This is a genomic window from Streptomyces sp. NPDC048353 (assembly GCF_055587165.1).
In genome coordinates, this window is the sequence record NZ_JBVJGU010000001.1 from 1079357 (window position 1) to 1092454 (window position 13098).

At 70.3% G+C, this 13098-nt stretch carries 10 protein-coding genes and 1 tRNA gene; 8 read left to right on the forward strand and 3 right to left on the reverse strand.

Annotated features, from left to right (window positions below):
- Window positions 1-10 precede the first annotated feature (10 nt).
- From ACZ6RC_RS04820 to ACZ6RC_RS04840, 5 genes are all read left to right on the forward strand, one after another.
- Window positions 11-316, forward strand: coding sequence for a chorismate mutase (locus ACZ6RC_RS04820; RefSeq protein ID WP_391140657.1), 306 nt, complete (start codon window positions 11-13; stop codon window positions 314-316).
- Window positions 316-1518, forward strand: coding sequence for an asparaginase (locus ACZ6RC_RS04825; RefSeq protein WP_469579278.1), 1203 nt, complete (start codon window positions 316-318; stop codon window positions 1516-1518). The genes ACZ6RC_RS04820 and ACZ6RC_RS04825 overlap by 1 nt, the downstream gene beginning before the upstream one ends.
- 88 nt (window positions 1519-1606) lie before the next feature.
- Window positions 1607-4108: an aminopeptidase N gene (gene pepN, locus ACZ6RC_RS04830; RefSeq protein WP_469579280.1), complete on the forward strand. Its 2502-nt coding sequence runs from the start codon at window positions 1607-1609 to the stop codon at window positions 4106-4108.
- 156 nt (window positions 4109-4264) lie between these two features.
- Window positions 4265-5665 (forward strand): pyridoxal phosphate-dependent decarboxylase family protein, encoded by a 1401-nt coding sequence (locus ACZ6RC_RS04835; protein WP_469579282.1) that lies wholly within the window; start codon window positions 4265-4267, stop codon window positions 5663-5665.
- A complete protein-coding gene (locus ACZ6RC_RS04840) occupies window positions 5662-7077 on the forward strand; it encodes a lysine N(6)-hydroxylase/L-ornithine N(5)-oxygenase family protein (RefSeq protein WP_469579284.1) in 1416 nt (471 codons plus the stop codon). Before ACZ6RC_RS04835 ends, ACZ6RC_RS04840 begins: the two co-directional genes overlap by 4 nt.
- Before the next feature lie 46 nt (window positions 7078-7123).
- Here ACZ6RC_RS04840 and ACZ6RC_RS04845 read toward each other — a convergent pair whose 3' ends face one another.
- The gene (locus ACZ6RC_RS04845) at window positions 7124-8920 is read right to left on the reverse strand and encodes a bifunctional metallophosphatase/5'-nucleotidase (protein WP_469579286.1); all 1797 of its coding nucleotides are present in this window, start codon (window positions 8918-8920) and stop codon (window positions 7124-7126) included.
- 144 nt (window positions 8921-9064) lie between these two features.
- On the opposite strand from ACZ6RC_RS04845, the gene ACZ6RC_RS04850 reads away from it, so the two are divergent.
- Both ACZ6RC_RS04850 and pyk read left to right on the forward strand, forming a co-directional pair.
- Window positions 9065-9748 (forward strand): SIMPL domain-containing protein, encoded by a 684-nt coding sequence (locus ACZ6RC_RS04850; protein WP_469579288.1) that lies wholly within the window; start codon window positions 9065-9067, stop codon window positions 9746-9748.
- Window positions 9749-9890: 142 nt separating this feature from the next.
- Window positions 9891-11321 (forward strand): pyruvate kinase, encoded by a 1431-nt coding sequence (gene pyk, locus ACZ6RC_RS04855; protein ID WP_391140650.1) that lies wholly within the window; start codon window positions 9891-9893, stop codon window positions 11319-11321.
- Window positions 11322-11331: 10 nt separating this feature from the next.
- Here pyk and ACZ6RC_RS04860 read toward each other — a convergent pair whose 3' ends face one another.
- Window positions 11332-12120 carry a helix-turn-helix domain-containing protein gene (locus tag ACZ6RC_RS04860; RefSeq protein WP_469579290.1) on the reverse strand — a complete coding sequence of 263 codons (789 nt, stop codon included), beginning with the start codon at window positions 12118-12120 and terminating at the stop codon, window positions 11332-11334.
- A gap of 84 nt (window positions 12121-12204) precedes the next feature.
- Window positions 12205-12287 (reverse strand) — tRNA-Leu (locus ACZ6RC_RS04865).
- Window positions 12288-12392: 105 nt separating this feature from the next.
- Between ACZ6RC_RS04865 and ACZ6RC_RS04870 the strand changes: the two genes are divergently transcribed.
- Entirely contained in the window at window positions 12393-13061 is a 669-nt protein-coding gene (locus ACZ6RC_RS04870; RefSeq protein ID WP_391140649.1) for an ANTAR domain-containing response regulator, read from the forward strand.
- Window positions 13062-13098 lie beyond the last annotated feature (37 nt).

Here is a 13098-nt window from a genome sequence, read left to right on the forward strand (position 1 = left end):
CTCGCTGCTCATGAGCGAGATCGACGAGACCGTACGAGCGGAACTGAACCGGCTGCGCGAGAGCATCGACAACATCGACGCGGCGGTCGTCCACATGCTCGCCGAGCGCTTCAAGTGCACCCAGCAGGTCGGCGTCCTCAAGGCCGAGCACCAGCTGCCGCCCGCCGACCCGGACCGCGAGGCCCGCCAGATCACCCGGCTGCGCGAGCTGGCCGAGAACGCGAAACTGGACCCGGCGTTCGCCGAGAAGCTGCTGAACTTCATCATCGCGGAGGTCATCCGCCACCACGAGACCATCGCTGACGGCACGCGCTGATGGGCCTCGTCACGGTCTTCACGCTGGGCGGGACGATCTCCGCACGAGGCGGCGCCGCGACGCGGATGACGGGCACGGAGGTCCTGGCAGGCCTGGGACTCGCCGGCACGACCGGTGCGGCGGGTACGGCGGATACGGCGGGTCCCGCCTCCGGCACTCCGGCGGGTGCGGCGGCGGCCGCCTCCGGTACGGCGGGTGCGGCGATCCCCGCTTCCGGTACGGCGGGTCCCGTCTCCCCGGGTACGGCGGGTACGGCCAGCCCCGCCTCCGGCACCCCGGCCGGTACGGCGAGCCCCGCCTCCGGCGCCCCGGCCGGCGGGCCCGACGTACGGCTGCGCGACTTCCGCCGCCTCCCCAGCTCCTCCCTCTCCTTCGACGACCTCGCCGCCCTCGCCGACGAGGTGCGCCGCACCGTGGCGGAGGGCTCCGGGGTCGTCGTGGTCCAGGGCACCGACACCCTGGAGGAGACCGCGTTCCTCCTCGACCTGCTGTGCCCGACCAGCGAACCGGTCGTCGTCACCGGCGCCATGCGCCGGCCCGACCTCCCCGGCGCCGACGGCCCCGCCAACCTCGCGGCGGCGATCGCCGCGGCCGCCGACCCGGCCTGCCGTGACCTCGGCGTCCTCGTCGTGTTCGCCGACGAGATCCACGCCGCCCGGCACGTCCGCAAGACCCACACCACCTCCGTGGCCACCTTCGCCTCACCGGGCGCCGGCCCCCTCGGCTCCGTCGTCGAGGGCGAACCCCGGATCCTGCTCCGGCCCGCGGTCCCCTCGGCGCCCTGCCCCCTGCGGCTCGACCCGGAGGTACGGGTCGCCCTCGTCACCCTCTCCCTCGGCGACCGCGGCGAGCTCCTCGACGGCCTGGAGAACCGCTTCGACGGTCTGGTCCTGGCCGCCTTCGGAGCCGGACACGTCCCGACCCGGCTGGTCGAGCCCCTGGAGCGGCTCGCTGCCCGCATCCCCGTCGTCCTCGCCTCCCGCACGGGAGCCGGCCACACCCTCACCCACACCTACCGCGGCCCCGGCTCCGAACACGACGTCCTCAGCCGCGGCCTCATCCCGGCCGGCCCCCTGGACCCCGCCAAGGCCCGCCTCCTGCTGCACGCCCTCCTCTCCAGCGGCGCCACGGGACCGGCGGGCTACGACCGCCCCCGCATCACCGCCGCCTTCACCCACCTCACCGGCACCGGCCTGGCCTGACCCCCGCCACCCCCGGGCCCCCGCCGCCCCCCTCGCGGGTACCCGGACCCCCCTCCCCGGGCCCGCGCCCATCAGGCAGCATGGGCCCATGTCCGTACTGACGCGCGACGAAGCGCAGACCCGTGCCCAGCTCCTCGACGTCCAGCACTACGCGGTCGAGCTCGACCTCACCACCGGAGACGAGACCTTCGCCTCCGCGACCGTGATCCGGTTCACCACCCGCACCGCCGGGGACACCTTCGTCGAGCTGAAGCCCGAGACCCTGCACTCCGCCACGCTCGACGGCACCCCCCTCGACCCCACCGCACTCACCGGCAACCGCCTCCCCCTCACCGGCCTCACCGCCGGCGAGCACGAGCTCCGGATCGAGGCCGCGATGCGGTACTCCCGCACCGGCGAGGGCATGCACCGCTTCACGGACCCCACCGACGGCGCCACGTACGTCTACACCCAGCTCTTCATGGAGGACGTCCAGCGCGTCTTCCCCGCCTTCGACCAGCCCGACCTCAAAGCCGTCTTCGAGATGACCGTCCGCGCCCCCGAAGACTGGACCGTCCTCTCCAACGGCATCACCGAGCGGCAGCCCGACGGCCGCTGGACCGCCGCCCCCACCCCCCTCCTCTCCACCTACCTCGTCTGCGTCGCCGCCGGACCCTGGCACTCCGTACGCACCGAACACGCCGGCCTGCCCTTCGGCATCCACTGCCGCCGCTCCCTCGCCCCCCACCTCGACGCCGACGCCGACGAGATCCTCGACGTCACCAAGGCCTGCTTCGACCGCTTCCACACGATGTTCGAGGAGCCGTACCCCTTCGACTCCTACGACCAGGCCTTCGTCCCCGAGTTCAACGCCTCCGCCATGGAGAACCCCGGACTCGTCACCTTCTCCGACGAATTCGTCTTCCGCTCCGCCGTCACCGACACCGAACGCCAGACCCGCGCCATGGTCATCGCCCACGAGATGGCCCACATGTGGTTCGGCGACCTCGTCACCCTGCGCTGGTGGGACGACATCTGGCTCAACGAGTCCTTCGCCGAGTACATGGGCTACCAGACCATCAACGACGCCACCCGCCGCTTCCCCGACACCTGGGTCGACTTCGCCGTCTCCCGCAAGGCCTGGGGGTACGACGCCGACCAGCGGCCCTCCACCCACCCCGTCGCCCCCGACCCGGCCGCCGTCCCCGACACCGCCTCCGCCCTCCTCAACTTCGACGGCATCTCCTATGCCAAGGGCGCCTCCGCCCTCCGCCAGCTCGTCACCTGGATGGGAGAGAAGGACTTCCTCGCCGGCATCAACGTCCACTTCGCACGCCACAAGTTCGGCAACGCCACCCTCGCCGACTTCATCGACAACCTCGCCACCGCGACCGACCGCGACGTGCACGGCTGGGCCGAACGATGGCTGCGCACCACCGGCGTCGACACCCTCACCCCCGAACTCGGCCGCGAGGACACCCGCACCACCCTCACCATCCGCCGCGAAGGAAGCCGCCCCCACCGCGTCACCGTCGGCGTCTACGACCGCGACCTCATCGACGGCCGACGCCTCGTCCTGCGCGAACGCCTCGAACTCGACATCACCGACACCCCCGCCGACGAGCCCGTCGAACTCCCCGGCCCCCGCCCCGCGCTCGTCGTCCTCAACGACGGCGACCTCACCTACGCCAAGATCCGCCTCGACCCGGACTCACTGGAGACCGCCCTGCGCGGCCTGTCCGGCATCCCCGACGCCCTCACCCGCGCCCTCGTCTGGAACACCCTCCGGGACATGGTCCGCGACGGCGAACTCGCCCCCGACGACTACCTGCACACCGCCCACGCCCACCTCCCCGAGGAAACCGACCTCGCCATCGTGCAGGGCGTCCTCGCCTTCGCCCGGAACCAGATCGCCGACCGGTACGTCCCCGCCGACGAACGCCCCGCCGCGCTCGCCCTCCTCACGTCCCTCGCCCGCGACCTCATCCGCCGCACCGAGGACGGCTCCGCCCCCGGACTGCGCCTCACCGCCGTCCGCACCTTCATCAGCAGCGCCACTCAGCCCGACACCATCGCCGCCTGGCTCACGGAAGGCACCGTCCCCGGCGGCCCCGAGACCGACCCCGAGCTCCGCTGGCGGATCCTCGCCCGGCTCGCCGTCCTCGGCGCCGTCGACGAGACCACCCTCGACAAAGAACTGGCGCGCGACCCCAGCGCCACCGGCCAGGAAGGCGCCGCCCGCTGCCGCGCCGCCCTGCCCACCGCGGAAGCGAAGGCCGCCGCCTGGTCCCGCCTCTTCGACTCGGACGACCTCTCCAACTACCTCTTCGCCGCCACCGCACAAGGCTTCTGGCAGCCCGAACAAGCCGAACTGCTGCAGGAATACGTCCCCCGCTTCTACCCCGCCGCCACCGCCCTCGGCGCCCGCCGCGGCCCCGCCATCGCCGAGGCCGCCGGCCGCCACGCCTTCCCGGCCTACGCCATCGACCCGGACGCCCTCGCCCTCGGCCACACCCACCTCACGACCGCGGACCCGACACCCGCCCTCCACCGCAAACTCGTCGACCAACTCGACGACCTCGCCCGCGCCCTGCGGGCCCGCACCCCCTGACACCCCACCCCGGGCCGCCCGCACCCCCGGCGGCCCGGGCCCCGACGGCCCAGCCCGCTCCCCCCGCGGCCAGCACCCGGCACCCCGCGTCCCCCGTTCGGGTTGCGTCCCACGGCTCGCCGGACAAATCCGTGAAACCCCCGGCAAGCTCGTGCCATGCGTGCCGCGCCCTCCCCGACGATCCCGCCCCTGGCCGGAGGCGAGACCGGCCCCGACGCCCTGCGCCCCCTCCTCGACACCGTCCTCGACGCCCTGCGCGAAGGAGCCGCCGCCCGCGGCGGACCACTGCCCGCCGGAGGACCCGCCGCGGTCACCGCACGACTCCGCGAAGCCCTCGGAGAAACCCTCCCCGACACCGGCACCGACCCCCGCGAAGCGCTCCACACCCTCACCCGCGCCCTCACCGAAGGCGCCGCGGACCCCGCCCACCCCCACTGCGCCGCCCACCTCCACACCCCACCCCTCGCGCTCGCCGCCGCCGCCGACCTCGCCGCCTCCGCGCTCAACCCTTCCATGGACTCCTGGGACCAGGCCCCCGCCGCCTCCGCCCTGGAACACCTCGTCACCCAAGGCCTCGCCGCCGAGGTCTACCCCCACGCCCCCCACCCCGACGCCCTCGTCACCACCGGCGGCACCGAGTCCAACCAGCTCGCCCTCCTCCTCGCCCGCGAACGCCACGGCCCCGCCCGCGCCGTCCAGACCGTCGTCGCCGCAGCCGCCCACCACTCCTTCCACCGCGCCGCCTGGCTCCTCGGCCTCCCCGAACCCGTCACCATCCCCAGCCCCACCGGCACCCTCGACCCCGTCGCCCTGGACGAGGCCCTCACCCACCTCCACGGCCCCCTCCTGGTCGCCGCCACCGCCGGCACCACCGACACCGGCCGCATCGACCCCCTCCCCGAGATCGCCGACCTCTGCCGGACCCACGGCGCCGACCTCCACATCGACGCCGCCTACGGAGGCCCCGCCCTCCTCAGCGCCACCCACCGGCCCCTCCTCGCCGGCATCGACCGCGCCCACACCGTCACCCTCGACCTGCACAAACTCGGCTGGCTGCCCGCCGCCGCCGGCATCCTCGCCGTCCGCGACACCGCCGACCTCACCCCCCTCGCCCACACCACCGACTACCTCAACGCCGACGACGACACCGAAGCCGGCCTGCCCGACCTCCTCGGCCGCTCCCCCCGCACCACCCGCCGCCCCGACGTCCTCAAGATCGCCGTCACCCTCCGCGCCCTCGGCCGCACCGGCCTCGGCGACCTCGTCGACCGATGCGCCACCCTCGCCCGACACCTCGCCGACCTCGTCGACAAGAACCCCGCCCTCGAACTCTACGAACGCCCCACCCTCACCACCGTCCTCTTCCGCCCCCGGCACGCCCCCGACAGCCACATCGCCGCGATCCGCCGCACCCTCCTCACCCAAGGCCGCGCCGTCCTCGGCCGCGCCCGCGCCGACGACAGACTCTGGCTCAAGGCCACCCTCCTCAACCCCCACACCACCCCCGACGACCTCGACACCCTCATCACCCTCGTGGAAGGCAGTACCGACCGATGACCGGCAACACCCCACAGACCGACCTCGACCACCCCCACGATCTCGTCGGCATCGGCATCGGCCCCTTCAACCTCTCCCTCGCCGCACTCGCCCACGGCGTCCCCGGCGGACTCCAGACCGCCTTCTTCGACCAGAACCCCGCCTTCCACTGGCACCCCGGCCTCCTCATCGACGGCGCCACCCTCCAAGTCCCCTTCCTCGCCGACCTCGTCACCCTCGCCGACCCCGCAAGCCCCTGGTCCTTCCTCAACTACCTCCGCACCCGCGAACGGCTCTTCCCCTTCTACTTCGCCGAAAAATTCCACATCCAGCGCGCCGAATACGACGCCTACTGCCGCTGGGTCAGCACCCACCTCCCCGACCTCCACTTCGGCCACCAAGTCGACGCCGTCCGCTGGAACCCGGAACGCTCCCTCTTCGAAATCGACTTCACCCAACTCGACCCCGACGGCGAAGCCGAAGCCCTCGGCCGCGCCCACGCCCGGCACATCGTCCTCGGCGTCGGCACCGAGCCCTACATCCCCGACCCCCTCAAACCACTCGCCGACGCCCCCGGCGTCCCCGTCATCCACTCCGCCCACTACCTCGACCACCGCCAGCAACTCCTCGCCGCCGACCACGTCACCGTCATCGGCTCCGGCCAATCCGGCGCCGAGATCTTCCTCGACCTCCTCCGCGCCCGCCCCACCGGCGCCGAAAAAATCCACTGGCTCGCCCGCACCGAAGCCTTCGCACCGATGGAGTACTCCAAGCTCGGCCTGGAACACTTCACCCCCGACTACACCCGCTACTTCCACGGCCTGCCCGAACCCGTACGCAACGACCTCGTCCCCCGCCAATGGCAGCTCCACAAAGGCATCGACATCGACACCATCGCCGCCATCCACGACGAGCTCTACCGCCGCACCCTCCACGGCGGCTGGCCCGACGCCGTCCTCACCCCCGGCGTCCGCGTCCGCACCGCCGGCCGAGTCGCCACCACCAAAGTGGAACTCCACCTGGAACACACCCAGCAGGCCACCCGCACCCGCCTCACCACCGACGCCGTCGTCCTCGCCACCGGCTACCGCGAACGCCCCGTCGACCGCATGCTGGCCGGACTCGACCCCTACCTCCGCCACGACTCCGCAGGCCGAGCCCGCATCGACAACACCTATCGCCTCGTCCTCGACGCATCCGTCACCGGCTCCGTCTACGTCCAGAACGCCGAAACCCACACCCACGGCGTCGGCGCCCCCGACCTCGGCCTCGCCGCCTGGCGCAGCGCCACCATCCTCAACACCCTCACCGGCACCGAGCCCTACCCCCTGCCGCACCGCACCGCCTTCACCAGCTTCGGCCTGGAACGCCGAGAGGCGCCACGCATCCCGGCCCAAAGCCAGAAGCTGACGCCCCTCACCCAACTGACATGAACCACCTGGACGGTCGATCCCCCCCCAAGGTGATTCCGAAGACGCCCTAGAACACGGCAACCCCGTCCCGCGTCAGCCTCCAACCCACCGAGGCGAACTCCCCCGGATCGACCGTCCCCTTCGCCTTCACCCACTGAATGATCGTGTTACGAATCTCATCCGAATTCGCCCACACCTGCCGCGCCCCCGCCACATGCGGAAACGCCCCACCCCCACTCGCGCGATAATTGTTCACCGCCAACACGAACCGCGCAGCCGGATCGACCGGCCGCCCCTCGAACGCCAGACCCACGACCCGCGAACCCGCCGGCTTGGCGATGTCGATCTCATACGACAACCCGTACACCGCGTCATAGTTGTAATCCGGAATGCCCCCCGCATTCGTCAACTTCGCCGAGTCCACCGGCACCCCCGCCGGCGTCTGCACGTAATACCGCGCCGAGAACTCCAGATAGTCCCGCACCTGCGCCCCCGTCAACACCCGCGCCTCCAGCGTGTTCTCGAACGGATACAACCCCGCCGCATCCTTGATCGTGACCTGACCCGCCGGAATCGCCGCCGTCCGGGAGAAGCACGACGCCTGCGACAACACCGGCAGCCCGGCGAACTCCCCGCCCGCGAGCGCCGCCCTCACCGTCTCCGCCTGCACATGGTTGATCAGGTCGATGATCGGCTCGTCCTTCCACGGCGCGTCGGCCGTCGCCATCGCCGCCGTGGACGTACCGATGACCTGATTGACGTACGCCACCACCTTCCGGTGCTCGTCCACCAGCAACCCGGTGATCTTCGGGTCCTCCTCCACCGTGTTGGAGTTCAGGACCTGCGCCGCGACCTTCTCCACCGTCCAACGGCCCCGGCTCCAGACCAGGTCGAAGTCGAACAACGTCAGCCGCTGCCCCCACTTCAAAGGCTCGGACAGCACCACATCCCGGCCCGACTCCTTGTTACGCACCCGGTACTCCGGAATCTCCGTATGCGCGTGCCCGACGAGGATCGCGTCGATCCCCGGCACCTGCTCGGCCACCAGACCCGCCGCGTTCTCCACATACGGAAGCTGATCACCGTACGAGGACGTACCACTGGAACCACTGTGCGCCGACACCACCACCACATCCGCACCCATCGACCGCAGCCTCGGCACCCACTTCGCCGCCTGCTCCTCAAGCCCCGGGAACACCATCTTCCCCGTGACATTCGCCTTGTCCCAGATCGCGATCCCCGGATTCGTCAGACCCAGCACCGCCACCCTCACATCCCGCCCGTGCGGCGTCCGCAACCGATGCATGCTGAACGGCGGGAACGCCGGCCGCAGCGTCTTCGCATCCAAAGCATTCGCACCGAGCAGCGGAAAATCACACTGCTCCTCGAACTTCCGCAACACCGGAATGCCGTAATTGAACTCGTGATTACCCAACGCGGCGGCGTCGTATCCGATCGCATTCATCGCCTGGGCCATCGGATGGACCGGCCCACGCCGCGCGGTGATCGGGTCCACCTTGGCGTAGTAATACGAAAGCTGCGTCCCCTGGATCGTGTCCCCGGCATCGATGAGCAGCGTGTTCCGCCGCCCCTTCGCCCTCCGCACCTGCTCCACGAGCGTCGAGATCTTCGCCAGGCCCACGTCATTGCGCGCCTTGTCGTCGAACTCCCTGTCCGTGAAGTAGTCCCAGTTGAAGACGTTCCCGTGCAGATCGGTCGTCCCCATCACCGTGAAGGAGTACCGCTTCGCCGGCTTGGGCGGACGCCCATGCGCCTCCGCGGGGACGGCGACCCCGGCGGTCACAGCGGCTCCCGCCCCGACGACGACGGAGCTCTCCAGGAAGGTCCGGCGATTCAACGGCATGTGTCTCTCCTTGGTCCAGTGGCGCACAACGCGCGTAGATTCTGGCCCAGACGCCACTCCCGCAACAGGCTTTGCGGGTCACGGAGTGGGAAAGTGTTCGACACCGCACCCCCCCAACACCCCCCACCGACCCAGGAGCCCGCCATGACAACCGACACCCCCACCACCGCCGCACCCCACGTATCCGTCCGAGGCGAAGCCCACCTCGACGTGGAACCCGAGATCGCCCGCATCGACATCACCCTCACCGCCCGGGACACCGACCGCGCCACCACCCTCGACCGACTCACCCACCGCAACGCCCACATCCTCGACCTCACCCGGTCCTACGGCGAAGCCGTCGAAAAGCTCGAGACCGGCGCCTTCTCCATCGCCCCCGAAACAGCCAGACACGGCCGAGGCGACCGCATCCGCGCCTACCAAGGCCGAGTCCGCCTGACCGCCGAACTGAACGACTTCACCGCCCTCGGCGAACTGACCACCCGCCTCGCCGACCAAGAGGCCACCCGCATCGACGGCCCCTGGTGGGCCCTCCGCCCCGATTCCCCCGCCTACGCGGAAGCCCGCCGACTCGCCGTACACGACGCAGTCCAACGAGCCCGCGCCTACAGCACCGCCCTCGGCACCACCCTCGCCGCCCTCCTCGAACTCTCCGACACCGGACTCCTCCCGCCCCCCGCCACCCTCCGCGGCAACCGCATGGCCTTTGCCGCCGCGACCGCCGACGAACCCACCGACGAACCCACACCCCTCGACCTCGAACCCCGACGACAGACCGTCACCGCCGAAGTCACCGCCCGCTTCACCATGCACCCGCCCACCCTCTGACCCCCCGCCCCCACCCCACACCTGCTCATCGGAGCACACCCCCGCACATATTCAAGACTTGTCAATAACCTTTCATGCAAAGGTTGTTGAACAGCCATGCCACGCCCCTGCTCTACCCATCGGTAAGCCCTAGGCTCACACCATGCGCCGAGCGAAAATCGTTTGCACCCTGGGCCCCGCCACCGACTCATACGACCAGATCAAGGCACTGGTCGAAGCCGGAATGGACGTCGCCCGCCTCAACCTCAGCCACGGCACCTACGCCGAACACGAGGAGCGCTACCAGCGCGTCCGCAAAGCCTCCGACGAAACCGGCCGCAGCATCGGCGTCCTCGCCGACCTTCAAGGCCCGAAGATTCGCCTCGGCCGCTTCCGCGAAGGCCCCGTACTCCTTGAACGCGGCGACGACTTCACCATCACCGTCGAACCCACCGAAGGCGACCGCCACCTCTGCGGCACCACCTACGACGGACTCGCCACCGACGTCACCACCGGCGAACGCATCCTCGTCGACGACGGCCGCGTCACCCTCGAAGTCACCTCCGTCGACGGCCCCCGCGTCCACACCCGCGTCGTCGAAGGCGGCATGGTCTCCGACCACAAGGGCCTCAACCTCCCCGGAGTCGCCGTCTCCGTCCCCGCCCTCTCCGAAAAAGACATCGACGACCTCCGCTGGGCCCTGCGCACCGGCGCCGACGTCATCGCCCTCTCCTTCGTCCGCAGCGGCCGCGACATCGACGACGTCCACCGCATCATGGACGAAGAAGGCCGCCGCCTCCCCGTCATCGCCAAGATCGAAAAGCCCCAGGCCGTCGAGAACATCGACGACATCGTCGCCGCCTTCGACGGCATCATGGTCGCCCGCGGCGACCTCGGCGTCGAAATGCCCCTGGAACAAGTCCCCATCGTCCAAAAGCGCGCCGTCAAACTCGCCAAGCGCAACGCCAAACCCGTCATCGTCGCCACCCAGATGCTCGACTCGATGATCGACAACTCCCGACCCACCCGCGCCGAAGCCAGCGACGTCGCCAACGCCGTCATCGACGGCACCGACGCCGTCATGCTCTCCGGCGAGACCAGCGTCGGCAAATACCCCGTCGAAACCGTCAAGACCATGAGCCGCATCGTCGAAGCCGCCGAAGAGGACGTCCTCGCCAAGGGCCTGCCCCCACTGACCGACCGCAACAAACCCCGCACCCAGGGCGGCGCCGTCGCCCGCGCCGCCGCCGAAATGGGCGACTTCCTCGGCGCCAAATTCCTCGTCGCCTTCACCCAGTCCGGCGACACGGTCAAACGCCTCTCCCGCTACCGCTCCCCGATCCCCCTCCTGGCCTTCACCCCCGACCCGGCCACCCGCTCCCAGCTCAACCTCACCTGGGGCGTCGAGACCTTCCTCGGCCCCCACGTCGACTCCACGGACGCGATGGTCGCCCAGGTCGACGAGGAACTGCTGCGCATCGGCCGCTGCCGCAAGGGCGACATCGTCGTCATCACCGCGGGCTCCCCGCCCGGAATGGCCGGCTCCACCAACCTGGTCCGCGTCCACCACATCGGCGACCCCCTGACGAACTGAGGGGAGCGGGTCAGGACTTGGGCCCGACGTGCAGATCCATGAGGGCGACGGAGGCTTTGCGGGCGACGGAGATGTTGTACGGGTCGACACCTCGGGCGGTGGTCGTCCACTCGACCCCGACCGCGGTGAGGGTGTCGCCGAGCAGCCGGCGGATGTCGTCCGACTTGTTGGTGAAGAAGTAGCGCGGGTACTCATACCGCTTGCGCTCACCGCCGACGAGCCGGGTGGTCCAGTTCATGATCCGGCAACCGTCGGAGTGGATGAGGCCCCGAATGAACGCCCAGGGGTGCGCGTCGACGATCGCCTGCTGCCAGTCTTCGAGGACGATGCGCCGCTCGTGCTTTCTGCCGGGGCCGTGTTGGGGGAAGAGACACCACAGGTGACGGGAGTAGATCTTCACCTCTTGGCAGCCTTGCCGCTGAACCCTGGAGGCGGCGTTCCCCGGGAGGACGGCCTGCATGGCTTCCACGCATGCGTCGATGAGGTCGGGCCAGGAGTTTGCGCACGTGACGGAGAGGCTGGGGACCCGCATGGCGCGGTTCTGGATGATGTGCCCGTCGCCGAGATAGAGACCGAGCAAGTAGGCGTACGCGGATTCGTCCAGTTCTCGACCGTCGCAGCGGGGGCATGCAGTGCTGTGCCTACCTGGGCACTCCCCGCGTTTCGCGCGGTCCATGTGCTTCCAATAGCTGATCGTGCCCGCAGGGACACTCAGCGCGCGTGCCACGTCCGCGTTCCTGGCCCCGCCTCGAAGCAAGGTGAGCGCCTTCTGTCGCACTTGTGTGCCGTGGAAGTTCATGCGATTACTCTCCGCGACAAACCCAGGATGCGCGCAGCAAAAAGCGGACATTCACGCGAAGGTGAACGTCCGCTTCAACACTCGTACCGGGTGCGGGACTCGAACCCGCAAGCCCTCTCGGGCAGAGGTGTTTGAGACCTCCGTGTATACCGTTCCACCAACCCGGCAGGGTGACCGCGTGCAGCATACCGTGTGCGCGCCGCCCCGGCCCACTAGGTAGGCTCTGAGGCAGCTGTATCCGCCTTGGAAGAGGCCTTGAACGAGGAGCCCCCGTGACCGCCCCCGAGTCGCCCCAGCCCGCCGCCGACGATGCTGATGCGTCGCACGTCCCGCCGCTGACGACCCGTGTCGTCATCGCCGAGGACGAGGCTCTCATCCGCCTCGACCTCAAGGAGATGCTCGAAGAAGAGGGCTACACGGTCGTCGGCGAGGCCGGCGACGGCGCCCGGGCCGTCGAGCTGGCCCGGGAGCACCGGCCCGACCTGGTGATCCTGGACGTGAAGATGCCCGTCCTGGACGGCATCTCGGCCGCCGAGAAGATCGCGGGCGAGTCCATCGCCCCGGTCCTCATGCTCACGGCCTTCTCGCAGCGCGACCTCGTGGAGCGGGCGAGGGACGCCGGGGCGATGGCGTACCTCGTGAAGCCGTTCAGCAAGAGTGACGTGGTGCCGGCGATCGAGATGGCCGTGTCCAGGTTCGCCGAGCTGCGGGCGCTGGAGAAGGAGGTCGCCGACCTCTCCCAGCGGCTGGAGACGCGGAAGCTGGTGGACCGGGCGAAGAGCATTCTGCAGACGCAGTACGGGCTGTCCGAGCCGGCGGCGTTCCGGTGGATCCAGAAGACGTCGATGGATCGCCGGATGTCGATGCAGCAGGTCGCGGAGGCGGTCATCGAGGACGCCGAGGAGAAGAAGGCGGCCAAGGGCCAGCAGGGCCAGCAGTAAGGCAGTCGTACCGTACGTACGCGAGAAGGCCCGCCCC

Excerpts from the sequence above, each read along its gene's own strand:
- ACZ6RC_RS04850 (WP_469579288.1), top strand. The coding sequence starts at position 9,065 with ATGACAACCGACACCCCCACCACCGCCGCACCCCACGTATCCGTCCGA.
- ACZ6RC_RS04825 (WP_469579278.1), top strand. The coding sequence starts at position 316 with ATGGGCCTCGTCACGGTCTTCACGCTGGGCGGGACGATCTCCGCACGA.
- ACZ6RC_RS04820 (WP_391140657.1), top strand. The coding sequence starts at position 11 with ATGAGCGAGATCGACGAGACCGTACGAGCGGAACTGAACCGGCTGCGC.
- ACZ6RC_RS04860 (WP_469579290.1), bottom strand. The coding sequence starts at position 12,120 with ATGAACTTCCACGGCACACAAGTGCGACAGAAGGCGCTCACCTTGCTT.
- ACZ6RC_RS04835 (WP_469579282.1), top strand. The coding sequence starts at position 4,265 with ATGCGTGCCGCGCCCTCCCCGACGATCCCGCCCCTGGCCGGAGGCGAG.
- pyk (WP_391140650.1), top strand. The coding sequence starts at position 9,891 with ATGCGCCGAGCGAAAATCGTTTGCACCCTGGGCCCCGCCACCGACTCA.
- pepN (WP_469579280.1), top strand. The coding sequence starts at position 1,607 with ATGTCCGTACTGACGCGCGACGAAGCGCAGACCCGTGCCCAGCTCCTC.
- ACZ6RC_RS04845 (WP_469579286.1), bottom strand. The coding sequence starts at position 8,920 with ATGCCGTTGAATCGCCGGACCTTCCTGGAGAGCTCCGTCGTCGTCGGG.
- ACZ6RC_RS04840 (WP_469579284.1), top strand. The coding sequence starts at position 5,662 with ATGACCGGCAACACCCCACAGACCGACCTCGACCACCCCCACGATCTC.